The organism is Arthrobacter sp. TJ-263 (assembly GCF_058269155.1).
Map to the genome: position 1 here is coordinate 2,103,187 of NZ_JBZCNE010000001.1, position 21,770 is coordinate 2,124,956.

General features: G+C 70.1%; 24 protein-coding genes. 9 read left to right on the forward strand and 15 right to left on the reverse strand.

Features of this window, described 5'->3' with window-relative positions:
* Window positions 1–46: 46 nt before the first annotated feature.
* On the forward strand, window positions 47–592 hold the full coding sequence (locus tag AC4D2F_RS10155) for a CGNR zinc finger domain-containing protein (RefSeq protein ID WP_104167649.1): 546 nt from the start codon (window positions 47–49) through the stop codon (window positions 590–592).
* Between the two features lie 28 nt (window positions 593–620).
* On the opposite strand, the gene AC4D2F_RS10160 is transcribed toward AC4D2F_RS10155, so the two are convergent.
* From AC4D2F_RS10160 to AC4D2F_RS10170, 3 genes are read right to left on the reverse strand one after another with little or no spacing between them, the layout of a single operon-like run.
* Window positions 621–2,174, reverse strand: coding sequence for an AAA family ATPase (locus AC4D2F_RS10160; RefSeq protein ID WP_104167648.1), 1,554 nt, complete (start codon window positions 2,172–2,174; stop codon window positions 621–623).
* A gap of 47 nt (window positions 2,175–2,221) precedes the next feature.
* Window positions 2,222–2,644, reverse strand: coding sequence for a hypothetical protein (locus tag AC4D2F_RS10165; RefSeq protein WP_490910426.1), 423 nt, complete (start codon window positions 2,642–2,644; stop codon window positions 2,222–2,224).
* Window positions 2,645–2,690: 46 nt separating this feature from the next.
* On the reverse strand, window positions 2,691–3,302 hold the full coding sequence (locus tag AC4D2F_RS10170) for a hypothetical protein (protein ID WP_490910427.1): 612 nt from the start codon (window positions 3,300–3,302) through the stop codon (window positions 2,691–2,693).
* 459 nt (window positions 3,303–3,761) lie between these two features.
* Between AC4D2F_RS10170 and AC4D2F_RS10175 the strand changes: the two genes are divergently transcribed.
* Both AC4D2F_RS10175 and AC4D2F_RS10180 read left to right on the forward strand, forming a co-directional pair.
* Window positions 3,762–4,436, forward strand: coding sequence for an ANTAR domain-containing protein (locus tag AC4D2F_RS10175; protein ID WP_490910428.1), 675 nt, complete (start codon window positions 3,762–3,764; stop codon window positions 4,434–4,436).
* 188 nt (window positions 4,437–4,624) lie between these two features.
* Window positions 4,625–5,578, forward strand: a complete 954-nt coding sequence (locus AC4D2F_RS10180) for a manganese catalase family protein (protein WP_490910429.1) — start codon at window positions 4,625–4,627, stop codon at window positions 5,576–5,578.
* A gap of 91 nt (window positions 5,579–5,669) precedes the next feature.
* Here the strand turns inward: AC4D2F_RS10180 and AC4D2F_RS10185 are convergent, their stop codons facing one another.
* A complete protein-coding gene (locus tag AC4D2F_RS10185) occupies window positions 5,670–6,539 on the reverse strand; it encodes a GAF domain-containing protein (RefSeq protein ID WP_490910430.1) in 870 nt (289 codons plus the stop codon).
* Between the two features lie 253 nt (window positions 6,540–6,792).
* Window positions 6,793–8,160 (reverse strand): MATE family efflux transporter, encoded by a 1,368-nt coding sequence (locus AC4D2F_RS10190; RefSeq protein ID WP_490910431.1) that lies wholly within the window; start codon window positions 8,158–8,160, stop codon window positions 6,793–6,795.
* Between the two features lie 79 nt (window positions 8,161–8,239).
* Here AC4D2F_RS10190 and AC4D2F_RS10195 point away from each other — a divergent pair, with 79 nt between their 5' ends.
* Both AC4D2F_RS10195 and AC4D2F_RS10200 read left to right on the forward strand, forming a co-directional pair.
* Window positions 8,240–8,596 (forward strand): hypothetical protein, encoded by a 357-nt coding sequence (locus tag AC4D2F_RS10195; RefSeq protein WP_104167641.1) that lies wholly within the window; start codon window positions 8,240–8,242, stop codon window positions 8,594–8,596.
* Between the two features lie 28 nt (window positions 8,597–8,624).
* Complete coding sequence (locus AC4D2F_RS10200; RefSeq protein WP_490910432.1) at window positions 8,625–9,710, forward strand: S1C family serine protease; 1,086 nt, start codon at window positions 8,625–8,627, stop codon at window positions 9,708–9,710.
* An 18-nt stretch (window positions 9,711–9,728) separates the two neighbouring features.
* Here the strand turns inward: AC4D2F_RS10200 and AC4D2F_RS10205 are convergent, their stop codons facing one another.
* The 7 genes from AC4D2F_RS10205 to AC4D2F_RS10235 form a co-directional block, all read right to left on the reverse strand.
* The gene (locus tag AC4D2F_RS10205; protein ID WP_490910433.1) at window positions 9,729–10,400 is read right to left on the reverse strand and encodes a GAF domain-containing protein; all 672 of its coding nucleotides are present in this window, start codon (window positions 10,398–10,400) and stop codon (window positions 9,729–9,731) included.
* 31 nt (window positions 10,401–10,431) lie between these two features.
* Entirely contained in the window at window positions 10,432–11,124 is a 693-nt protein-coding gene (locus tag AC4D2F_RS10210; protein ID WP_490910434.1) for an ANTAR domain-containing protein, read from the reverse strand.
* Between the two features lie 424 nt (window positions 11,125–11,548).
* A complete protein-coding gene (locus AC4D2F_RS10215; RefSeq protein WP_490910435.1) occupies window positions 11,549–11,929 on the reverse strand; it encodes a hypothetical protein in 381 nt (126 codons plus the stop codon).
* Window positions 11,930–12,184: 255 nt separating this feature from the next.
* Window positions 12,185–12,532: an iron chaperone gene (locus AC4D2F_RS10220; RefSeq protein WP_490910436.1), complete on the reverse strand. Its 348-nt coding sequence runs from the start codon at window positions 12,530–12,532 to the stop codon at window positions 12,185–12,187.
* A 51-nt stretch (window positions 12,533–12,583) separates the two neighbouring features.
* Window positions 12,584–13,462 carry a DUF4031 domain-containing protein gene (locus tag AC4D2F_RS10225; RefSeq protein ID WP_490910437.1) on the reverse strand — a complete coding sequence of 293 codons (879 nt, stop codon included), beginning with the start codon at window positions 13,460–13,462 and terminating at the stop codon, window positions 12,584–12,586.
* Between the two features lie 30 nt (window positions 13,463–13,492).
* Window positions 13,493–13,795 (reverse strand): DUF4287 domain-containing protein, encoded by a 303-nt coding sequence (locus AC4D2F_RS10230; RefSeq protein ID WP_490910438.1) that lies wholly within the window; start codon window positions 13,793–13,795, stop codon window positions 13,493–13,495.
* 12 nt (window positions 13,796–13,807) lie between these two features.
* Window positions 13,808–14,359, reverse strand: coding sequence for a dihydrofolate reductase family protein (locus AC4D2F_RS10235; RefSeq protein ID WP_490910439.1), 552 nt, complete (start codon window positions 14,357–14,359; stop codon window positions 13,808–13,810).
* 134 nt (window positions 14,360–14,493) lie between these two features.
* Here AC4D2F_RS10235 and AC4D2F_RS10240 point away from each other — a divergent pair, with 134 nt between their 5' ends.
* A complete protein-coding gene (locus AC4D2F_RS10240; RefSeq protein WP_490910440.1) occupies window positions 14,494–15,510 on the forward strand; it encodes a sigma-70 family RNA polymerase sigma factor in 1,017 nt (338 codons plus the stop codon).
* Window positions 15,511–15,593: 83 nt separating this feature from the next.
* Here the strand turns inward: AC4D2F_RS10240 and AC4D2F_RS10245 are convergent, their stop codons facing one another.
* Together AC4D2F_RS10245 and AC4D2F_RS10250 are read right to left on the reverse strand one after the other, a co-directional pair.
* Window positions 15,594–16,013 (reverse strand): SHOCT domain-containing protein, encoded by a 420-nt coding sequence (locus AC4D2F_RS10245; RefSeq protein WP_490910441.1) that lies wholly within the window; start codon window positions 16,011–16,013, stop codon window positions 15,594–15,596.
* Between the two features lie 79 nt (window positions 16,014–16,092).
* Window positions 16,093–18,741 carry a LuxR C-terminal-related transcriptional regulator gene (locus tag AC4D2F_RS10250; RefSeq protein ID WP_490910442.1) on the reverse strand — a complete coding sequence of 883 codons (2,649 nt, stop codon included), beginning with the start codon at window positions 18,739–18,741 and terminating at the stop codon, window positions 16,093–16,095.
* Window positions 18,742–18,985: 244 nt separating this feature from the next.
* Between AC4D2F_RS10250 and AC4D2F_RS10255 the strand changes: the two genes are divergently transcribed.
* Together AC4D2F_RS10255 and AC4D2F_RS10260 are read left to right on the forward strand one after the other, a co-directional pair.
* Window positions 18,986–19,414, forward strand: coding sequence for a DUF6325 family protein (locus AC4D2F_RS10255; protein ID WP_146067437.1), 429 nt, complete (start codon window positions 18,986–18,988; stop codon window positions 19,412–19,414).
* Window positions 19,415–19,579: 165 nt separating this feature from the next.
* Window positions 19,580–19,915 (forward strand): histone-like nucleoid-structuring protein Lsr2, encoded by a 336-nt coding sequence (locus AC4D2F_RS10260; RefSeq protein ID WP_104168192.1) that lies wholly within the window; start codon window positions 19,580–19,582, stop codon window positions 19,913–19,915.
* Between the two features lie 109 nt (window positions 19,916–20,024).
* On the opposite strand, the gene AC4D2F_RS10265 is transcribed toward AC4D2F_RS10260, so the two are convergent.
* Window positions 20,025–20,471, reverse strand: a complete 447-nt coding sequence (locus tag AC4D2F_RS10265) for a hypothetical protein (protein WP_490910443.1) — start codon at window positions 20,469–20,471, stop codon at window positions 20,025–20,027.
* Window positions 20,472–20,669: 198 nt separating this feature from the next.
* Between AC4D2F_RS10265 and AC4D2F_RS10270 the strand changes: the two genes are divergently transcribed.
* A complete protein-coding gene (locus tag AC4D2F_RS10270; protein ID WP_490910444.1) occupies window positions 20,670–21,764 on the forward strand; it encodes a sialidase family protein in 1,095 nt (364 codons plus the stop codon).
* Window positions 21,765–21,770: the final 6 nt, after the last annotated feature.

The window sequence follows — 21,770 nt, forward strand, 5'->3', positions numbered from 1 at the left end:
ATGGTTATGGTCGTGACACTAGACCGGCGCGATGTCAGGAGTCAACATGTCTTTCACCTATGACACAGAGGTGGCACTCTCGACCGTGGCAGCGCTGATCAACACCGCGAAGGATGACCTGGACCCCCTGACGACGCCGGAGGGGCTCGACCGCTTCCTCGAGGAGCAGCGGTTCAGCGGCTCCCGCACCCGCACCGACGCCGAGCTACGATCCGTGCGCGCGTTACGCACCGAACTGGAGTGCATCTGGTTCGCGGAGGAGGACACCGCCGTCGGGCTCGTCAATGCGATCCTCCGCCGCGCGAACGCACTCCCACAACTGGTCCGCCATGACGAGTGGGACTGGCACTTCCACGCCACCGCACCCGAGGCTCCGCTCGGGGAACGGATGGCCACGGAGGCGGCCATGGCCCTCGCCGACGTCATCCGTGGACATGAGCTGGACCGCCTCCGCTCCTGCGCGGCCGACGACTGCGACGGGGTGGTGCTCGACCTCACCCGCAACCGCTCGAAGCGCTTCTGCGATACCGGCAACTGCGCGAACCGGACGCACGTGAAGGCGTACCGTGCCCGGAAGGCCCGGAGCGCCTGACCGGCACCCGGTGTGTTGCCTCCCGTCGCTACGGCCGGCCCCCGACGCCGCCGATTCCCTCCACGCCGTCATCCGGGAAGCCGTCCTCCGAGTAGCCACCGTCGGCGAAACCGGGGCCCGGGCCCTGCGCGGGTGAGTAGCCGGCGGAGTACGCCACCGCTCCGGGGCCCCACCCGAACGATGCCGCGGGTACCGCCGGGAGGTCGGCGGGCTCGGGACCGTTGCTGCCGAGCAGGCTCCGGGTCAGGGACGCGTCGTCGGCCATCAGCTCGTCCGCGGCGCCGAGCAGATGGGCGTCCGCCACCGGGACGCCCTCCAGCGCGGCGGCGAGGACGGCCCGCCGGACCAGCTCCCGCGTGAAGGACGCCGTGGTGCCGGCGGTGCTGCCCGCGGCGGTCCCGAGGGCGTCCGCGCCGAACGGCAGGCCCCGCGCGTACAGCCGCAGCAGTTCGGCGCGTTCGTGCTCGGCCGGCAGGGGCACCTCGACGGCCAGATCCACGCGACCGGGACGCTGCGCGAGAGCCCGTTCCAGCATGTCCACGCGGTTGGTGGTCAGGACGAACGTGACGTCGGCGTCGTCGTCGAGCCCGTCCATCGCATCGAGCACCTCGAACAGCAGGGGCTGCGGCCCGTGGCCGAAGCTGCGGTCCTCGGCGATGAGGTCGCAGTCCTCGAGGACGACGATCGACGGCTGCAGGGCGCGGGCCATCCGCGCCGCCTCCGCGATGTGGGCGAGGGTGCCGCCGGACAGGATGATCGCCGTGGTGCCCTCGCTCGCACTCAGCAGGTATCGGACCGTGTGGGTCTTGCCGGTACCCGGCGGGCCGTACAGCAGGATGCCGCGCTTGAGGTGCTGGCCGGCCCGCTGGAGCGCCTCCCGGTGCGATGCGATGCCGAGCGCGTGCTCACTGACGCGCTCCAGCAGGCCGTCGGGGAGGATGACGTCGGCAGCCTCCAGCGTGGGCCGCCGATGGAAGGTGACGCCCGCGGCGCTCGGCCCGAAATCCTCGGTGGTCAGCGAGAGGACCTGCCCCTTCATCACGCTCTCGCGCTGCATCCGCCGTCGGAACTCCGCCAGGAGACCGGCGACGGCGTCGGCATCCGCGCACAGGACCTCGAGGGATGCGACCTGCCGTCCGTAGCGCGGCTCGGCCCTGCGCTGCAGGAGGGCGACGGGGACGCCGTCCCGGTGGAACAGGTGGAGGCCGAGCGCGACCGCCTGCCGCTGCTCGTCCGGGCCGACGGGCAGGTTCGCGTAGTCCGGCTGCGACAGGGGGAAGTTCGGGTACAGCTCCGACTGCTGGATCATGTCGCCGAGGGACATGTGGTGTCGCTGGTCGCCACCGCCGACCCCCACGCACCGTCCCTCCCGGGTCAGCGATGCGAGGAGGATGTCGGCGTCCACGAAGCGGTGGGCCGGGACGTCCTCGACCACCACCGGGAGGCTGCCCGGGTCCACACCGAGGTGCGCTGCAAGGGTCTCGACGAGTTCCCTACCGCGGGCGGAGTGCGGCTGCGCTTCCTGCGCGAGGCGCACCATCGTGCCGAAGTCCCTGATGAATGCCCGTAGCTCGTCGCCCATGGGGGCAGGCTAACAGCGCCGTCAAGGAGGCGAGGGGCGCATACCCGTCAGGAATCCTGCTCCGGGAGTCGCTCCCCGTAGCGGGGCTGGTCGCCGTGCTCGGAAGCGGTCGGCGACGGCGCGGACGGACCCTGCGCGGTCGGACCCGATGCGGTGGAACCCTGCGCGGCCGGTCCCTTCGGGTCCGGCTTCGCCGAGGACCGGTTGATGCCGGATCCCTTGCTGAGGTGCTCGGCGTTCGGCGTCTCCGCCATCATGAGCATCGCGCAGATCACGAGGGAGACGATGAAGGCGATCCCCGCCGCGGTCAGGCCCAGATCGATGCGCAGCACCCTGGATCCGCCGCCCGTCGCGAAGATCGACGTCGCGACCCCGGCCACCACGGCCAGGACCGCCGAGAAGACCAGGGGCGCCTTGATGCCGTAGCGGAACCGTCCCTGGGTGGGTTTCCCCGGCTGGCGCTTGGCCACGGGCACTCCTTCCGGTGATGCGAATCTTCTACGAGGCGTAGAGCCTCTAGTTTACGGGGTCCGGATCGCCCGCAGCGCCGGACCCCCAGGGTGCGCTGAGCGCTGAATCATGCCGATAGCTCAGGGCTGCGATGCCGAGCACGACGGCGGTGAGCAGCGCGCCGCCGCCCGTCACGCCGAGCAGCGCGTGGGCGCCGAGCGGCTCGACGAACGGCAGGATGGCCCCCGTGGCGATGCCGACGACGCCGACGACGACGAGGTCCCGCGCCGCCACGTGCCCTCGCGCCGCGAACCCACGGATCAGTTCGGCGGCTCCCGCGACGACGAGCGCGACGGCACCGGCGAACGCGAACGCGGCATCGGTCCCGACGGCGAGGCCTGCGACGCCGGCCCCGAGCAGCAGGCCACCGCCGATATCCGTGACCACCCTCGCCCCGGCGCTCCAGTGCGTCATGCGGTGCGTCCAGAGATACGTGGCACCGACCAGCAGGAGGTACAGCCCCCCGACGATGGACAGCACGAGGGTGGAGGGCTCGCGCCAGAAGATCGTGACGAGGCCGAAGACGCCGCTGACGACGGCGCGGAGCAGGAACGGCTTCCACACCGTGAACTCGGCGAGGTCGGGCCCGGCGCCGGGGTCAGACGATGCGGCAGCCATCAAGGGCCTCTCTGGAAGGGTGCGCGGCCGGGCGATCTCCGGCAGGTCCAGTTTAGTCCGGCACGGTGCCGGCCCTCGTCTCACACGGGGGCCGGGCCCCGGCACGGGCTCCCGGGCGGCGCCCGTACCAGTTTCCCCGGGCGATGGACACAGCTGATCTTCCGGGGTGTACGGGGCCATGCCGCTCGTCGGGGGCCCATACTGAGACCACCCCAGAAGATGTCCCGGATTCGTCCGCGGACTCAGCCGGATACACCGACGAGCCTCGTGCACGAACGTGGGAGTCCCTCCGGCGGTCAAGCAGCCGGCCACCGGAGGGACACCGGCAGTCCAGTCCCGAACCCAATCCCGGGGGCAGACCGCGTGGTGATCGACGATTCGGCGCCTCTTGTTATTCTGCTCCTTTGAGGTCCGGGTTAAGACGCCAGCCCGGATCAGAGCGCGTCGAACGGCTCTTCCATGACCTCCGCCCTTGATCCCGCTGTTCCCTTGCCCGAAGCCGTGTCCAGTGTCGAGTACTTCATCGACTGCCCCACCGGCACTGTGGAGCACTACTTCGCCGACGACACCTACAACTGGTCGGACGAGGTGTACCGGATCCACGGCTACGAACGCGGCGACGTGGTCCCCACCCTGGAACTCGGGATGTCCCACTTCGACCCCGCGGACCGGGCCGCCGTCCAGGCGTTCTGGACGAAAGTCACCACGACCGGTGGACCGTCCTCGGTGTACGCGTCCCTGCGCGACCTCCACGGCACCACCCGCAAACTCCTCATCTCCGCGGACCTGATCGTCGAGGACACCGAGCCCGTCGGAGTGTGGGCGCTGGTCGTGGACCTCACCCGCTCCATCCACATCGACCGACACCAGCTCGCCAACGAGGCGGTCGCCGCATCCGCCCTCCGCCGGGCCGTCATCGAGCAGGCCAAAGGGATCCTCATGGGCCGCGCCGGCCTCACCGCGACGGAAGCCTTCGCCCAGCTCAGCTCCCACAGCCAGCGGGTCAACCGCAAGGTCGTCGTCATCTCCCAGGAGATCATCGACCGGGCCCTGACACCCACCCGCCAGGACCATCAACACGATCAGGACCGGGCCCGCGATCGGGCTCTGCAGGAACTCTTCCGGGGACTCTGACCCGCTCACGTCACCGCCCACCCGCCTCCGGCGCTCATCGCCCGAGCCGAGGGAGCCCGTCAGTCCCCTAGACCCAGTCATCCGCTTCTGGCAACTCCTGCCGTCGGAGAGCGAGCAGGGTTGTACGGACGGCTTTTCCGGAGAAGTGTGAGAGGCGGTGGCCTGTCGCCGCCCCTTTAGGAGGCTCTATGTTCTTCCATGTCCAGCAACTCATCAACGAGATCATTCCCGACGAGCCGGATCCGGCTGCGGCCAACGCCCTGCAGGAAGGCCTCGGCGGGCAGTTCGGCGAGATGCGCACCATGATGCAGTACCTGTTCCAGAGCATGAACTTCCGAGGCGCGGCCGCCAAGCCCTACCGTGACCTGATCCAGGGCATCGGCACCGAGGAGATCAGCCACGTCGAGCTGATCGGCACCACCATCTCCCGGCTCCTCGACGGCTCGCCCCGCTACCAGGGCAAGGTCGACGATCCGCTGGACACCCCCGGCGCCGGTGGTTCGATCCCCCTCAATCTCGCCCTGTCCGAGGGCAACATCCACCACTACCTCGTGGGCGCGCAAGGAGCCATGCCGGTCGATTCGGCCGGCAACCCGTGGAGCGGCAGCTATGTCTACAACTCCGGCAACCTCCCACTGGACCTGCTGTACAACCTCATGCTCGAAGCCACAGGCCGCCTGCAGAAGTGTCGCATGTACGAGATGACGGACAACAAGACCGCGCGCTCCACCATCTCCTACCTGATCGTCCGCGACCAGGCCCACGAGAACGGATACGCCAAGGCCCTCGAGACCCTCGGGGTGAACTGGAAGTCACTCCTGCCCATCCCGAAGACCAATGCCGAGCAGTTCCCGGAGGTCAAGAAGCTCCTCGACCTCGGGCTGCAGAGCAAGCAGTACACCTTCGACCTCAAGGGCCAGTCGGAGGCCGGCAAGATCTACCAGGGGCTGTCGCCGTCGAAGGACGGCACCACGCTCGACGCCAGTGAGCAGGCCCCCGAGGGCGTGCCGTCGGTGATCGCGCCGGAACGCCTGGAGGAGTTCGCGCCCGGACTGGATCCCGAGTTGCTCGAACTGATCCAGGCGACCGCTGACATGGAGATGGCGGATATCGACGCCATGTTCGGTCCGGTCGGGAAGTAGCGTCCCCACCCGGGATGCACAGCAAGGGCGCCCGCTGCTGCGGGCGCCCTTGCTGTCTCACAGTGGCGCGTACGCCGGGAGGCGGGTGGTCCTAGTCGGTGTCGCCGACCCAGATCTCGACTTCGAGATCCAGCGCCATGCGCTGGAGGTCCAGCGCGTCGGCGTCACTGAAGGAACGCGGACGGTCATCGATGATGCACAGCGTCCCGATCCGCCATCCGTCGGCGGTCGTGATCGGGTAGCCGGCATAGAAACGGATGTGAGGGCCACCGACGACGAGGGGGTGGTCGCTGTACTCGGGGTCGGTCCTGGCGTCCGTGATGACCAGCACCCGGGAGGCTTCGATCGTGCGTGAACAGAGGGCCGTGTCACGGGGGAGGTCCTGCCCGATCGGGCCCACCACCGACTTGATGACCTGCCGGTCCTCGGTGATCAGGGCGATCGAGGACGAGCTCACCCCGAAACGCTCGCGGGCCCGCTTCGTGTAGCGGTCGAAGCGGTCCTCCGCTCCCGTGTCCAGCAGTCCGGTCTCGTAGAGGGCGTGGCAGCGCCTGTACTCGGCGTCCTCCTCCTGCTCCGTGGCACCATCGATCTCCTGGCCGTCAGCGGCGATCCCGTAGGGCGCCGTCGCGGCGGGCCTGTCGAAGCGGTGCCCGTCGGGGTCCAGGACCAGGACGCGGAGGTTGTCCCCGAAACCGGATCCGTCCGCGACGTCATCGGTGCTGTAGTGGGCGCCGTCCACCGGGAGCCCGCTGTCCTCGATCATCTCGTTCAGCGCGTGCGCGACCAGATCCCGATCCAGGGCAGGCAGAGTGCCCCGACCCTCGAGGTAGGTGATGACCTCGCGGTCGTCGCACGAGCCACCGAGACTCGCATACGTGGCCCACACCGACGACGCATCGAAGTTCGTGATCCGAAGAGTCTGGACGGCCATCCACTGCTGCACGTCCTGACTGATCATGATGCCGCTTCCTGGAAACCCGTGTGATGACTGAATCGGCCGACGGATGTCAGCCCACCAATCACGTTACCTCGTGCAACCAACCGCCGCGTGTAACGCTCGTCCTCCAGCCCGGGATGGACAAATGGGGAGAGTCGGGGATGGGCAGACGGAGAATCCCTCGGTCAACCCCTCAGCCACGGGAATCGGAGTCCCAGAACGACGGGCACCACGGGCACCACGGCGGCCCTGTAGCGGCTGCGCTGATCCAGCCTCACCGCTCTGCCTCCCGCACCACCGCGTTGCGCGTCGCCCCGGTCACCATCCACCGATCATCCCGGATCCGCCACCCCAGAGTTGCCGCGCGCGCCAGCATGTAACCGCCGCCGAAAGCCAGCCACAGCCAGACGATCCCCTCGCCGCCCGTCAGGTCAGCCATCCCGACAAGGCCCAGCAGCGGGAGATACACAGCCAGGTTCACCACGCCGGCGATCGCCAGGTAGCGCGCGTCGCCCGCCCCGATCAGCACGCCGTCGAGCACGAAGACGAGACCGCAGATCGGCTGGAACGCGGCCAGGACCCACAGGCCGGCCGCGAACGCCGCCTGGACCGTCGGATCCGGGGTGAAGATCCACCCGACGAAGGGCGCCGCCGCGGCCAGCACGCAGCCGGTGACTACACCGAACGCCACGCCCCAGGTGATCATGCGCCGTGTGAGCGCCGCCGCGAGCGGGCGGTTCCCGGACCCGAGTTCCTTGCCGATCAGGGCCTGCGCGGCGATGGCGAGGGCGTCGAGGGCGAAGGCGAGGAACGTGAAGACCGTCATGACGAGCTGGTGCGAAGCGAGGCTGAGGGGGCCCTGCGCGGTCGCGACGAAGACGGTCGCGAGGATCGCCACACGCAGCGACAGCGTGCGCAGCATGAGCCAGGAGCCGACGCCGGCCGTGCGCCGGATGCCGCGCAGGGACGGCCTCAGGGGAACCCGCTGGCCCCTGGACGCGCGGACGATCATCACGAGGTAGACGGCCGCCATGCCGCACTGGGCGAGGCTCGTCCCGAGCGCGGATCCGGCCACGGACATCCCGGCGCCGTAGACAAGCAGGTAGTTGAGCACGATGTTGACACCGAACCCCGCACCCGCGACGATCAGCGGCGTACGCGTGTCCTGCAGCCCGCGCAGCACGCCGGTCGCCGCGAGCACCACCAGCATCGCGGTCAGCCCCGGCATCGACCAGCGCAGGTAGTCCACCGCGAAGGCGTGCACCGCCCCCTCGGCACCCATCAGCGACGCCAGCTGCGGAGCGGTAACCCACCCCAGGACGGACAGGAGGACCCCGAGCACGACGGCGAGGCCCACGCCGTCGCGCCCTGCCGCGAGCGCCTCGGGCAGGCGACCCGCACCGAGGAGGCGCGCGACGGCCGGCGTCGTGGAGTAGGCGAGGAAGACCATGAGCCCGACGGCGGTCTGCAGCACCGTGGACGCGAGCCCCACCCCGGCGAGCTCCTCGACACCGAGGTGTCCCACGATCGCCGAGTCGGCGAGCAGGAAGAGCGGCTCCGCGATCAGGGCGCCCAGGGCCGGGACGGCGAGCCGGAGGATACTGCGGCTGAGCCGGCGGTTGCTGGGCAGTGATTCACGCACCAGTCCAGCGTAGAGGTGCGGCGCCAGGGCCTAAGCTGGGATGAACCCCGAACCGACCGCAAGGACACCCAGGGAAGTCATGAAACTCGGCGTCAAGCAGTACCTGGCAGGTCTCGCCCTGCTGTTCGTCAGCACCCTCTTCGTTCCGCAGGCGGTGTCGGACTTCGCCCGGGCCGAGTCCACGGGCACGCCGGCGCCCGCGGAGGCACCGCTCCTCCTTGCCATCGGGTTGCTGATCATCCTCACCGCCGCGGCCTGCATCGGCTGGGGGTACTGGCTCACCCACCGCACGGGCGCACCCCGCGGGCCGCACCCCGAGGACGATCCCGACGAGCCGCTGCTGCGCCCCGGCTACGGCCCGGACACCTCCGACCGCCAGGACTGGCGTGAGAACCCGCTCCGCCGACGCGACCAGGGCACCGACGGCCGCTTCTGACGCGGCAGGGTGCAGAGAGGACCTCCTCATGACGCGGAACACCGGGACCCGCGCACCGCTGATCGCCCTGATGTGCGCCCTCCTGCCGGCCGTCACCGGCTGCACGGGTACGGGAGGGGATGCCGCCGCGCCGCCGCAGGTGCCGGGCGGCACCGGCTCTCCCTCCCCCAGCGCCGGCGTCGGCACCGGTGCGGCCGCATCGGGCGCCGAAGAGGACATGGGCATCCCGGACATCGTCGAGGCCGTGCAGCCCTCCGTTGTCACCATCTTCACCGAGGAGGGGCTCGGCAGCGGCGTGATCTACACGGAGGACGGGCTGATCCTCACCAACGAGCACGTGATCCGCGGCAACGATGACGTCGAAGTGGCCTTCGCGGACGGCCGGCGGGTGTCCGGGACGGTCCAGGCTGCGGACACCGTGTCCGACCTCGCCCTCGTACAGGCGGACCGGCGTGACCTCCCGGCCGCGACGTTCCAGCCGGACCTGCCCCGCATCGGCGAGCTCGCCGTCGTCATCGGGTCCCCGCTCGGCTTCGAGAACACCGCGACCTCGGGCATCGTCTCGGGCCTGCACCGGGAGATCCCCGGCTCGGCGGCCACGAGCCAGTCCCTGGTGGACCTCATCCAGACGGATGCGGCCATCAGCCCCGGCAACTCCGGCGGCGCCGTCGTGAACGGTCAGGGCGAGATCATGGGCATCAGCGAGGCCTACATCCCGCCCTCGCAGGGCGCCGTCGCCCTCGGTTTCGCCATCCCCGCCTCCATCGCCACGGAAGTGGCCGAGGAGCTCCGGGAGGACGCCACCGCGGACCACGCGTTCATGGGACTGGCTCCCGGCCCGATCACCCCCCAGATCGCCGAGCAGCTGAACCTCGAGGACGCCACGGGAGTGGTGGTCCTGTCCGTATCGCAGGGCGGGCCGGCGGACGACGCCGGCATCCGCCCCGGGGACATTATCACCAGCATCGGGGACGAGGAGATCGTTACCCCGGAGGATCTCCTGTCAGCACTGCGCCGGTACGATCCGGGCGAGACGGTCCCGGTCGGGATCCGACGGGGCTCGGAGACACGGACGGCGGACGTGACGCTCGCGGACCGTCCGGTGGAGCGCTGAGGGCCTCGTCCGCGCGGCTCAGTAGAGGCTCCAGGCTTTCCAGTCCGGATAGACCTCGTGCTGCATCTCCTGCGCGAGAGCCTCGAGGTCCTGGTGATCCGAAGGGGTGAACGGGCGGGGCGAGAGGGACATGACGCAGATCGTGCCGACCAGCCAGCCGCCGGGACCGCGCAGCGGAGCGCCGGCATAGAAGCGGATGTGCGGCGCGCCGGCCACGAAGGGGTGGTCCCGGAAACGCCCGTCCTCGAGGGTGTCGGGCAGGACCAGTGGACCGGAGGACCGGATGGTCGCGTTGCAGAACACCCGCGTCCGATCGAGGTCCTGGTGCGCCTCGCCCACCGCGGACTTGATGAACTGCCGGTTCCGGGCGATCAGGGCCAGCGTCGCGATCTCGCAACCGAACCGCTCCGCTGCCCGGCGGGTGATCGCATCGAACCGCTCCTCGGGGGGCGTGTCGAGGAGGTGCAGCTGCTCCAGCGAATCGAGGCGACCGCGTTCTGCCGCCTCCGCGTCGAGGAAGGCGGAGCCGGCCGCGCCCAGGAGCCGGATGAAGTCCGGGGTCACGCCGCCGGCCCGGTGATCGGCCAGGGGCGGGTCGAGGTCCACGGCCTCCCGCGCCGCCTCGGGGCCGGACAGACCCGATCGACGCACGGCGTCGACGACGGGTTCCCGCTGGTTCCGCTCGTTCACGTTCTTCCTCCCCTACCGTTGGCCGTACCGCCTACTGGAAGTGCAACTTCACCGGCCCCTGACCCAGGGACTCCAGGACGGACGCGGCGACGTCGCGCAGCTTGATGTTCCTGGCGCTGGACGCGGCCTTGAGGATGGACATCGCGGCATCCTGGGAGCACCGGTTCTGCCCCATGATCACGCCGACGGCGAGGTCGATCGTGGTCCGGCTCTGCATCGCGGCCCGCATGTCGGCGCTGGACTCGGTCAGTTCCGCGATGCGCACCGCGAGGCGGAGCGACGTCGAGACCTCCTCGGCGAAGTGGCGCGCCGCCGCCACGGAGTCCTCATCGAAGGCGTCCACCAGGGGCGAATAGAAGTTGAGCGCCGCCGTCGCCTCGCCCTCGAGCGGGATGGGCACGCCCAGCGCGGACCTGATCCCGTGCCCGGCGATCGCCCGGCTGTACTCGGGGAAGCGTTCCTCGGCGTCGAAGTCGCAGACGTACTGGACGGAGCCCTCTCGTGCGGCGCGCAGGCACGGACCGTCGTCGTACTCGTACTGGACCTCGTCCAGTTTCTGGGCGTCCGGACCGTTGCTCGCGACCGTGGTCTTGGTCCGGGCCCGCAGCAGGGTGACGCCGCACAGGACCTCGTCGTCGGCCGACAGGCTGCGCCCGGCGACGGTGACGAGCTTCGTCAGGAACTCCTCGACGTCGTCGCTGTCCAGGACCATGTCCTGCAGCATGCCCGATACTCCCGGACCGTTCTCTTTCTGGTAACCAACCAACAGGCAGACCTTTGCATCAACCCCCTGCCGGTCGCCGTGCTGCGGGCAGGGGGGAGGTGAGGGGCCGCCTGCTGCTAAACGACCAAGAGAATAGTACCCACAGAAATCGGGGCCGGGCGCCTGCCGCAACCGTGGGCGATGTCGAGGTACGGGAGGGGCGATCCCGGTCGACGCGGACCCCGAGGAGCGCTGGCGCCCTGGAGCTACGCAGCGGACGTCGAATACAGGTGCATGCAGGACCGGGGCGGCAACAAGGTTCCCTGACCGGCGTGGCCGAGGACCAGGAGCTGCAGTGCCCCCGGCTCCTCGAGAGGGCGGGCTTCCGGGTCCGGCCCCGCCGCGTCCATGGGATCGTCGCGACCGTCGTGGTGGGCAGGCGCCGTCAGCGGTCCCGACGGAGGGGCGGTAGCGGCGACAGCCCCTGGGGCCGACGCCCGGCGGGCGCGGCGGGTCGGCCCGGCGTGGTGATCGGCCGTCCCCATCGACCGCGTCCCGTGACCGTGCACGACGGGTAGGCCAGGGCGCCCCGCGCCGTCGTGTCGGGGTCGACGGCGCTGTAGGGCGCTCGGCAGCAGGCGTGGTGGCCCGTCGCCTCCAGGTCGTCGAGCAGCTCGTTCACGGCCTGCGTCACGTCGTTGCGATCAGCGAGCGGCAGGGCCATCAGGCCGTGGAGGTAGGCGTCGACCTCGAGACGATCGATGCCGCCTCCCAGGTTCTGGAGGTGGTCCCAGACCAGAGGCAGGGGGAGATCCGCGTGTCTCATCGCAGTATGGGTGTGCAGACCTTGCATTGGCAGATTCCTTCGGGTGGCCCGGACGGGGGCTGGAAGCCGGTCGACCGCCACCGCCGGGACGGCGATGCGACGAGGCTCCCCGACGGCCGGCTTCCTGACTGCCCGGGAAGGTGCCGACGTGCGATGCCGGCCATCCTCGATCTCCTCATGGTGGCATCGGCCGTGCGGCCCGGGGAAGCAGTTTCCTCCCGTCGGGGCGGGGTTGCGTGACGGATCGGAGCCCTGCTACGAGCCGGCGATCTCGAGGCTCCGGAGGCGGACGATCTCCCGGACCAGGTCCTCCGGGAGCGGATGGTCGGCCGTGAAGCGGATGGTCCCCTTCGACCGGGAGAAGCCCTCGAGCCGCGGCGCCACGGCGTCGATCACCCCCGAGGAGAATGGATACAGCGACAGATGCCCCGCGGTGGCGGCCACGGCAAGCAGGGGCTTCCCGGCGAGGACAAGTGCCGGCATGCCGTAGCTCACGCCGTCGACGGCGTCGGGCCGGGCGCCCCGGGCCGTGGCGACCACGGCACGCAGGCACGCCTGGTCAGGTTCCTCCAGCGCGGCGAGTGCGTCCTCCACGGATCCCATAGGGCGATCGTAGGGGTCACGCCGGGCGCCGGACAGGGCCCATGGACCGGGTCACAACGACTCGAGTTCCTGGGCCAGGTTGCTGCGCGCCCGTCCCGCCCATTCGGCCTGCGCCGTGGTCGTCCGATACAGCGGGTCGAGTCCGAGGAGGCGCTGCAGGACGGCACGCCTCCCGTCGGTGAATGCCCGCCGGGGAACATGCCGGTACTCCGCGCGGATCGCTGCCACGTAGCGGGCATAGTCCTCCGGGGCGCCGGCGAGCACCGCGAGGTCCGCGTCGCACAGGAGGTGGCCGGCCCGGTCCTCGGGTGCCGGCTCGTGCGTCGCCGTGAGAAGGACCAGGCGCTCGACGTCCCGGACGACGGCGTCGGGCACGATGCCGTGAAGGCGCTGCACGGCGAGCGACGCGGACGCGCGCTCGTCCTGGCCGGCAACGCCCTCGTACACGGCGTCGTGGAACCAGGCCGCCAGGAGCACGGCGCCCCGCACGGGTTCATCGGCCGGTTCCAGCAGCACGTCCAGCGCCTCGAGGACCGCCAGCAGATGGGCAGGATTGTGGTACTCGCGGTGCCCCTCGGCCCAGCGGTCGAGCAGTTCCCGGCCGAGGCCGGGGACTGCCGGCAGGAGAGCCTCCCAGCGGGTCAACAGCGCGGCACGGAGCTTCGGCGCCCGACGTCGGGCCGGGACCCTGAGGCCGCTGGCGATCAGGGCACGCACCAGCTCCGCCCCGGCCACCTCCTGCGCACCCTGCGCCACGAGGTCGCGGTACCGCCGTTCCGGGACGTCATAGTGGTCCTCGTCGAAGGCGCGTCGCGGGATGCCCGCGGCCGCCGCGAAGGCATGGAGTTCCTCGAGGGACGACGTCGAGACCAGATGGGAGAACACGGTGCCGTGCGCGGGCCAGGTCGGTGGATCGATCAGGACGGCCATGGCCAGCAGTCTAGGCGCGTCCGGACGTCGTCAGGGGGAGGCCGCCTCCGGTTTCGTCGCCTTCCCGTCCAGCCACAGTTCGGTGGATCCGTCGCTGTGGGATCCACCGGTCGCCACGTGCCTGTCGCTGATGGTGGGCCCGTTCTTCAGGACGTGGACCAGCGCCATCGCGTGGCCGCGGCCGAGGCCGTAGTCCTCCTTGAGCCAGGCCACGACCTGCCCGGCCTTCGTCCCGGGCCCGTCGAGACCGCGCTCTTTCGCCTGATCGACCAGTTGCCTGGGCGTCAGACCGGTCGTGGCTTCGATGGCATCGAGATATGCCTGAAACGACATGACTATCCCTTCCTAGTCGTTGCGGAGGCCGTAGGACGCGAGGACATTGCCCTTGCTGGTGATCGTGGTGTCCTGCAGCTCCAGCCGCGTGACGGGGTCCGACGGTTCGAACAGGCGGCGACCGGCACCGGCGACCACAGGGTGGGTCATGAGCATCAGCGAGTCCAGCAGCCCTGCGAACAGGAGCTGCCGGACCAGGGAGATGCTGGCGCAGACAGCGATATCCGCGCCGTCGGTCTCCTTCAGGTCGGCAACGAACTCCTCGAGGGGCGCGGTCATGAGGGAGGTATTGGTCCATCCCAGCTCGCCGCTGAGGGTGCGCGACGCCACGAACTTCTGCACCGGGGTGATGAAGCTGCCGAACGGGTCGGTCGCCTCGGCCTGCGGCCAGTAGGCCGCCCACTCCTCGTAGCCCCGCCGTCCCAGCAGCACGGTGTCCACCCGCTCGATCATCGCGTTCATGCCGGCGCCGAGTTCCGGGTCGAAGCTGTCGAACTGCCACAGGTGGGGGGATTCGACGACGCCGTCGACGGAGGAGAAAAGGCCTGCTGTGAGTCTGCGCATGGGTGCTCCCGATCTGAGGTTCACGGTGACGTTTCCACAGAGTAGACGCTGCGACCGGTCCGGACTCATCGGTCCGCGGAAGAATCCGGGGCCGCTCCCTCCCGCCCGTGGACCAGCGTGACTAGGCTCGGGGGATGCAGCAACCCACTTCTCCTGCCTTGCAGGATGCCGCCCCCGGAACGGCCTCGTTCGAGGAGCTCCTGGAATCCTCGCGACGCGACCTGACCGGATACTGCTACCGGATGCTCGGGGCGGCGTCCGAGGCCGAGGACGCCGTGCAGGAGACGATGCTCAAGGCCTGGTCGAAGAAGGATTCCTTCGCCGGGCAGTCGGCCCTGCGCACATGGCTCTTCCGGATCGCGCACAACGTCTGCGTCGACATGCTGCGCAGCCCGCAGCGCCGAGCCCGCCCCATGGACCTCGGCCCATCCACGCGCACGGCAGACGCCGTCCTCGGTGCTCCCCTCACGGAGGGCGTGTTCGTGCAGCCGATCCCCGACGAACGGGTGATCGACACCTCGGGTGATCCCGCCGCCGTCGCCGAGCTCCGCGACACCGTGCGCCTGGCCTTCGTGGCGGCCCTGCAGCACCTTCCACCCCTCCAGCGCAGCGCCCTGATCCTGTGCGAGGTGCTGCGGTGGTCGGCGGCCGAGGTCGCGGCTCTGCTCGAGGTCACCCCCGCGTCCGTCAACAGCGCCCTGCAGCGTGCGCGCAGGACGATGGCGGCCCAGGCGCCCGCCCCGCACATGCCCCTGGAGAATCCGGATCACAAGGTGCTGCTCGCCCGGTACCTGCGGGCCTTCGAGGCATACGACATGGACCTGCTCGTCTCACTGCTGCGGGAGGACGTGGTCCTCTCCATGCCGCCGTTCGACCTGTGGCTCTCCGGACCGGCGGACGTCCGCGCCTGGTTCGTCGGAAAGGGCAGCGTCTGCGAGGGCGGTCGCCTGATCCCCGTCGATGTCAACGGCGCCGGCGGATTCGCCAACTACCACGTCGTGGAACCCGGCCTGTGGAAGCCGTGGGCCATCCAGGTCATCGAGACCGACGGCGGGCGCATCGTCGGCCACCACAACTTCCTCTACCCGGAGCTGTTCGAAGCCTTCGGACTGCCGGCGGTCATCGACGAGCGCCCGGCTGCGGAGCAGTAGCCGGGCACCGGAGGACGATCACGGCATCCTGGATCAGGCGGAGCGCCGTCGGACTCCACACCATCTCCTATTCCAGCGGGTGATCAGCCGGTCGGCGTGCGGGGCGTGGTACCGGTCGAGAGGGTCCCGGATGCCTGCTGGAGCGAGTGCCGCTTGAGCCGCTCGTATTCCTCCTGGGTGATGGCGCCCTGTCGCAGGAGTTCGTTCGCGGAGGCGACCTGCGCCGTCGGATCGCGGGGTGCGGGAACCGCTGCGGCTCCGGCATCGGGTCCGGATCCCCGGGCCGTACGCAATGCCATGGTCTGCCCGTGGGCGAACAGGTAGGCGAGGGAGGCCAGGAAGGGGAGCAGTACCAGCAGGACCACCCAGAGGGCGCGCGACCAGCCGGAGAAGGACTCGTTCCTGAAGATGTCGATGAGGACGATGAACAGGAAGGCCAGATAGGCGGCGAACAGGGCGGCGGCGAACACCACCCACACGATCTCCCAGAGGTTGATGTCCACGGCACGTCCTGTCCTCGGCCCCCGATGTCCCAGCATGGTATGCAGGGTCTCACCCGGCGTACCGGGTCTCCCGACGGGCTCACCCCGCAGGGGTGAGGCCGGCGGTTCCACGCGCCGACGCGCTCCGCAGGACGCGCAGCGGCGCAGGGGTGGGCGCGAGGAGTCCGAGCCTGTCGGCCGCCGCGATGGCCTCCCTCCGCGTCCCGACCCCCAGCTTGCGATAGATGCCGCGCAGGTGTGTCTTGACCGTGTTCGTGGAGATCTGCAGATCCAGGGCCAGTTCGTCGACGGTCGCGAAGGTGGGGAGGAGTGCCACCAGTTCGATCTCCCGCGGCGTGAGCGGGGGGCCGGCGATCTCCCGGACCGGCCGGCGCCGCTGGTTCACGAGCAGGTCCACCTCCCGGGTGAAGCGCGGGTAGTGGTGCCGGTCCCTCTCGAGCGCGTTCCTCACGGTCTCGCCGGCGAATCCGATCCCCCGCACCGACCCCCGCTCGGCAGCCAGGGCGAGGGCGCGGTCCAGCGCCTCCCTGGCCTTGAACGGGCGGTTCTCGAGCAGCTCGAGGCGCGCGAGCATCGCAAGGGCCGTCGTCATCCCGACCTTGCTCTGGCACTTCACGTACTCGGAGGTCACCTGGGTCAGCAGCTGCCGTGAGCGGTTCAGCTGGCCGGCCAGCAGGTGCTCCCAGACCGAGATCACCTGCAGCTCCCCGCTGATGCCCTGGTACCTGCGCAGGTCCACCTTCAGCATCGTCAGGTCGTCCACCCGGCGGAGGGACAGCATCATCTCGGCCACCTGCAGCGAGCACACGGCGATATCCCGCGGCTGCGCGCCGTGCGCGAGATCGAAGCGGATCCTGTCCAGGAGCGCCTCGGCCACCTCGACCGGTCGTTCCGAGGAGGCGAAGGACAGCATGAGCCGGAGCTTCGACGCGGAGTGCGCCACCATGGGCGGGGTCGACGTCGCCCTGAACACGAACGCGTTGTGGAACCGCGCGGCGGCGTCGTCGAGCTGGTGGTACGCGCCCCAGGCGATGACGAGGTGGGCAGGCCGGAGCCGCGGGCTGTAACGCAGCCGTTGCTGCTCCCCTACCCGGATGGCGGCCCAGGCATCGCGTGCCGCGGGCGCGAAGTCCTCCATCGCCGCGGCGAGCACAGCACGGGTGGTGTGGGCGTCGACCCGGGCACCGGGGTTGTCCCGCTCGTCGGCGGTCGCGACGCAGGCCCTCGCGGCGTCGACGGCCTCGTCGAGGCGCGCGGCTGCGATCAGCGCGGCCGAGAGGACATTGGACACGAAGAGTCCGACGTCGGGCGGCAGTTCCGCGACGCGCACGCCCCGGAGATGCTCCAGCGCTTCCTCCGGGCGGCCCCGGCCGAGCATGAGATGCGCCTCGAGCCCGCTCCGCAGAGCGCTGAAGGGCATGTCGAGGCCGCCCTGGTCCTCTCCGTGGTCGACGTGCTCGAGCCTGAGGCGGGCGCCACCCGGGTCACCGTTGGCGAGGGAGAGGAGGCTGTCGAGCAGCCCGAGCTCCGCCGACTCGACGGATGCGAGGTCGCGCAGGATCCAGTCCAGGGCGGCGAGGTCGTTGCTCCACAGCAGGTGCAGTCCCGAGACGGCGGCGACGTCACGCAGCAGGCCGGCGTCGCCGGCCCTCCCGGCATGGGCGAGCGCCTCCGCGTGCCGCGCCTGGCGGAGGCGACGGCGTGCCATCCGGGCGTGCACCACAGGACGGTCGATCGCGGCGGCGCCCGATCCCCCGCCCAGAAGCCACCGGGACAGCAGGCGATGCAGCCGGAAGGACCCGGGGGTGTCCGTGGGGAGGACGAGGCCCGAGGCCCGGACCGCAGCGTCGAACACGCGCGGCGCGTCCGTGCTGGCGAGCGCCGTGCACAGATCATCCACCGTGAAGGGTTCGATCAAGGCCATGACGGCGAGGGCGGTGCGGACCTCCTCGGGGAAGGACGGGAAGAGCTGCCCGCACAGCCGGTCGAGGTAGGCCGTCCCCCCCGTCACCGCGGCGGCCGGAGCGTCCCCCTCCCCCATCGCGTGCGCGAGGACGACGGCGGCGGGCCACCCTTCGGTCACCTCGAGAAGCAGGTCCATGTCGGAGCGCACAGGAGCGAACAGTCGTGCGATCTCCCGCCGCCGCAGCATCAACTCCTCCTGCCCTACCCGCCCCAGGGCGCCGTCGAGGTCCAGCCGGTAGAACGAGGGCAGCTCCGGCAGCTGCCTGCCGCAGAAGACCACAGTGAACCCCTGCGGCGCACGCTGCACCGCGTAGTCCACCTCGAGGAGCAATCCGGCGTCACGCAGGTGCTCGCAGTTGTCGAGGACCAGCACGGAGTTCACGGTTCCCCTGCCCGCATGATCCAGAAGGGCATCGAGCCACCCGATCCGCGCCGCCGCCGCCGCCGGCGAGGGTGAGGTCCACCGGTCCGATGGCATGCCGTCCGACGGCTCCAGCGCTTCCGTCACGAGGCCCCAGAAACGCCCCGGGGCGTTGTCCGAGGGATCCAGGGAGACCCACGCGACGTGGTCCCCGGACGCCCGCCGTCTCCGTGCCCACTGGGCGGCGAGCGTCGTCTTCCCCGAGCCGGCAGCAGCGCCGATGGTGACGGCGCGGCACCCGGCCTGCTTGAGCGCGTCGAGGCGCGCCATCAGCCGGGGCCGGTCGAGTTCGTGCGCACCGATCCCCGGAACGGTCGTCTTCGCCCTGATGATGCTGTTCATGCCTACCACCTGTCCGGCGTTGCTCTCCTGCCGCGCACCCACCCGTGCAGGAGGTGAGGCATCGTCGACCTGATGGCGCCTTCCTCCAAGAGTTCACCCCGGGATTGATTCCGGCCTGAGTCCAAAGTCCCCCGTCTGGCCGGACGGTCACCCCACGCGGGTGACGATCCGCCACCCGCCCCGGCGGACGATTGCACCGTCTGCAGCAGCGACGAGCAGGAAACGGCCGGGCGGGAGGGGAGTCATGAGGGTTGGCCCCGTGGACGTCCTGGTCTTCTCGACACCCACCCTCGACGGCGGCTCCCGGGTGGTGGACGCCCTGCATGAAGCCCTCGACAGCGGCGCAGTGGCCCTGATCGACATCGTGCTGATCGCCCGCGCGACCGACGGCACCGTGTCCTTCGCCGACGTCGACGACGGCCTGCCTGCATCCCTGCAGAACCTGCTGGCCCACCCGTCGCCGATGACCCTGCTCAGCGACCGGGACGTCGCCTTCGCCTCCGCCTCCGTCGGCAACGGGGAGGTGGGCCTCCTGCTCGTCCTCGAGCACCGCTGGGCGCGCCGATTGGCCGAGCGTATCCAGGACGAGGGTGGCGTGACCCGGCTTCACGAACGGGTACCGCACGACGCGGTGGTCCGCGCGTTCGAGGCCGACGGCGCCGCAGCCACCTGATCCGCCCGGGTGAATAGCACACCGACGTCCGGGAGCCGTAATTCGCATTCCGCATTCGCGCCGGAATGGACAATGGGGAGATTTTTTCCGCCCGCACTGCTCACCGGGATAGAGTCGTATCAATGGGGCTGATTATTCGGACTTCGGACGTTACAGGAGAAAATGATGGCCCAGCGGGTACAGGTGCAATTGGTCGACGACCTCAGCGGCGAGGAAGCACAGGAGACCGTGCGGTTCGCCCTCGACGGCACCGATTACGAGATAGATCTCACGGCGCAGAATGCGGAGTCATTGCGTACGACTTTGTCCGCCTACGTGGACAAGGGGCGCAAGGCTTCGTCCGGCAGGCAACAGTCCGCCGGCCAGAAATCGTCGTCCTCCCGCTCGAAGCGCGAGGACACGCAGCAGATCCGCAAGTGGGCCCAGGAGCACGGGTTCAATCCCAGCTCGCGTGGGCGGATCACGCAGTCCATCATCGACGCCTATAACGAGAGCCGCTGAGGTAGTTACCCGGGTGATGCCGCCGGGCTGACCCGGGATATATTCGTCCCGCTCGGGACGCTATCGGCGGATGTCCGTCCTTCCTCCTGATTCAAGGAAAAGAAGCCGACTAAGGCGACATCCCCGTCGCGGGCGATATGCGACGGGCCCAGGCTTCCGCGTCGGAGGCGCTCTCGAAGTAGTGCGTCTCCGACCGCGCGTATGCCAGGAAAGCGGCGATGACCTGATCCACCGGACCGGTGCCGACGAACGCGATGCGTGAGGTCAGGGAGCCCTCGAGGATGGCCATCCGGGCGGCGGGCGCGATCCCGCCCAGGCCCTGCAGATGCACGACCAGTGGCAGGACGTAGCCGTCGGACAGACTGCGGATCCCCTCATAGGCGGCCAGGACGTCCGCGAGGGTCAGGCGCGAGCCGGGTGCCCACCACAGAACGAGCAACCCGTCGCGTACGTCGATGCAGTGCTTGCCGACGCAGTGCCGCCGTGCGCGGGGTGCATGCCCGGGACCGGGACACAACCGCGACGGCGCGGTGTTCCCGAGTTCGGTCTGACGCAACGATGCCTCCAGGTGGACGTGATGTCCGCTCCCCAGCGATCGCACCGTCCCACTCTGGCACAGCGCTCCGGCCCATTCCGGGGATGCGGACAAAAGGGGGTAGCGGGCCCTGTACAAAACGAGTGGCCGGTGGCAGGGTCCCAAGTGATATGCATCACACGCGCGGCTCCTCGGCCGCTCCCATGCACGGGGGAAGACATGCCAACTCCAGCAACGACACTCCTGGCCATCGGCACGAAGAAGGGTCTGTGGCTCGCGTCGAGCGCCGATCGGCAGGAGTGGACCCTCTCCGGCCCGAAGTTCCTCATGGAGGAGATCCCGAGTGTCGGGATCGACACCCGGGGTGGGCGTACCCGCCTGTTCGCGGGTCGGATGTCGTGGCACTTCGGTCCCTGCATCGCCCACTCCGACGACCTGGGTGAGACCTGGGCGGAACCCCGGGAGGGCGGGATCCGGTTCGGCACGGACGACGGCGCCGCGCTGGAGCGGATCTGGCAGATCCAGCCCGACGCAGAGGACCGCCCCGGTGTGGTCTGGGCCGGATGCCAGCCGATCTCCGTGTGGAGGTCCACCGACCACGGTGAGACGTTCACCCTCAACCGCGGCCTGTGGGACCACCCCCATCGCGGCGAATGGGGCGCGGGCTTCGGTGGTGCGGCCGCCCACACCGTCCTGCCGAGCCCGGCCGACGACACCGTCCACGTGGCGATGAGCACGGGCGGCGTCTACCGGTCCGACGACGGCGGGGCGTCCTGGGAACCCCGCAACAAGGGCATCAGCGCGTATTTCATGCCGGATCCGGACCCGGAGTTCGGCCAGTGCGTGCACAAGGTGGCCCGCGACGCCGTGGACCCCGACCGCCTGTTCGCCCAGAACCACCATGGCGTCTACGCGAGCACCGACCGCGGTGATTCCTGGCAGTCCATCGCCGAGGGCCTTCCGGCCGACTTCGGCTTCGTCATGCTCACGCACCCGCACCGCAGCGGCACGGCGTGGGTCATCCCCCTGAAGGCCGACGGCGAGCGCATCCCGCCCGACGGGCACCTCCAGGTGCACCGGACCGACGACGGCGGAGCCACCTGGGAGGGCAGCGGCGCCGGACTCCCGCAGGCGGAGTACAACGCGGTGCTGCGCGACGCCGCCTGCGTCGACACGGCGGAGGTCCCGGGCGTCTACTTCGGGACGCGCGGCGGGTCCGTCTATGCGAGCGCGGACGAGGGGCGGACCTTCCAGGAAGTGGCAAGCCACCTGCCGGACGTGCTCTCCGTGCGTGCCGCCGTCGTGCCCGGCTGAGCAGGT

Coding starts and splice junctions, on each gene's coding strand:
- AC4D2F_RS10155 (WP_104167649.1), top strand. CDS start 47: ATGTCTTTCACCTATGACACAGAGGTGGCACTCTCGACCGTGGCAGCG.
- AC4D2F_RS10160 (WP_104167648.1), bottom strand. CDS start 2,174: ATGGGCGACGAGCTACGGGCATTCATCAGGGACTTCGGCACGATGGTG.
- AC4D2F_RS10170 (WP_490910427.1), bottom strand. CDS start 3,302: ATGGCTGCCGCATCGTCTGACCCCGGCGCCGGGCCCGACCTCGCCGAG.
- AC4D2F_RS10175 (WP_490910428.1), top strand. CDS start 3,762: ATGACCTCCGCCCTTGATCCCGCTGTTCCCTTGCCCGAAGCCGTGTCC.
- AC4D2F_RS10180 (WP_490910429.1), top strand. CDS start 4,625: ATGTTCTTCCATGTCCAGCAACTCATCAACGAGATCATTCCCGACGAG.
- AC4D2F_RS10185 (WP_490910430.1), bottom strand. CDS start 6,539: ATGATCAGTCAGGACGTGCAGCAGTGGATGGCCGTCCAGACTCTTCGG.
- AC4D2F_RS10195 (WP_104167641.1), top strand. CDS start 8,240: ATGAAACTCGGCGTCAAGCAGTACCTGGCAGGTCTCGCCCTGCTGTTC.
- AC4D2F_RS10200 (WP_490910432.1), top strand. CDS start 8,625: ATGACGCGGAACACCGGGACCCGCGCACCGCTGATCGCCCTGATGTGC.
- AC4D2F_RS10210 (WP_490910434.1), bottom strand. CDS start 11,124: ATGCTGCAGGACATGGTCCTGGACAGCGACGACGTCGAGGAGTTCCTG.
- AC4D2F_RS10215 (WP_490910435.1), bottom strand. CDS start 11,929: ATGAGACACGCGGATCTCCCCCTGCCTCTGGTCTGGGACCACCTCCAG.
- AC4D2F_RS10220 (WP_490910436.1), bottom strand. CDS start 12,532: ATGGGATCCGTGGAGGACGCACTCGCCGCGCTGGAGGAACCTGACCAG.
- AC4D2F_RS10225 (WP_490910437.1), bottom strand. CDS start 13,462: ATGGCCGTCCTGATCGATCCACCGACCTGGCCCGCGCACGGCACCGTG.
- AC4D2F_RS10230 (WP_490910438.1), bottom strand. CDS start 13,795: ATGTCGTTTCAGGCATATCTCGATGCCATCGAAGCCACGACCGGTCTG.
- AC4D2F_RS10235 (WP_490910439.1), bottom strand. CDS start 14,359: ATGCGCAGACTCACAGCAGGCCTTTTCTCCTCCGTCGACGGCGTCGTC.
- AC4D2F_RS10240 (WP_490910440.1), top strand. CDS start 14,494: ATGCAGCAACCCACTTCTCCTGCCTTGCAGGATGCCGCCCCCGGAACG.
- AC4D2F_RS10250 (WP_490910442.1), bottom strand. CDS start 18,741: ATGAACAGCATCATCAGGGCGAAGACGACCGTTCCGGGGATCGGTGCG.
- AC4D2F_RS10255 (WP_146067437.1), top strand. CDS start 18,986: ATGAGGGTTGGCCCCGTGGACGTCCTGGTCTTCTCGACACCCACCCTC.
- AC4D2F_RS10260 (WP_104168192.1), top strand. CDS start 19,580: ATGGCCCAGCGGGTACAGGTGCAATTGGTCGACGACCTCAGCGGCGAG.
- AC4D2F_RS10270 (WP_490910444.1), top strand. CDS start 20,670: ATGCCAACTCCAGCAACGACACTCCTGGCCATCGGCACGAAGAAGGGT.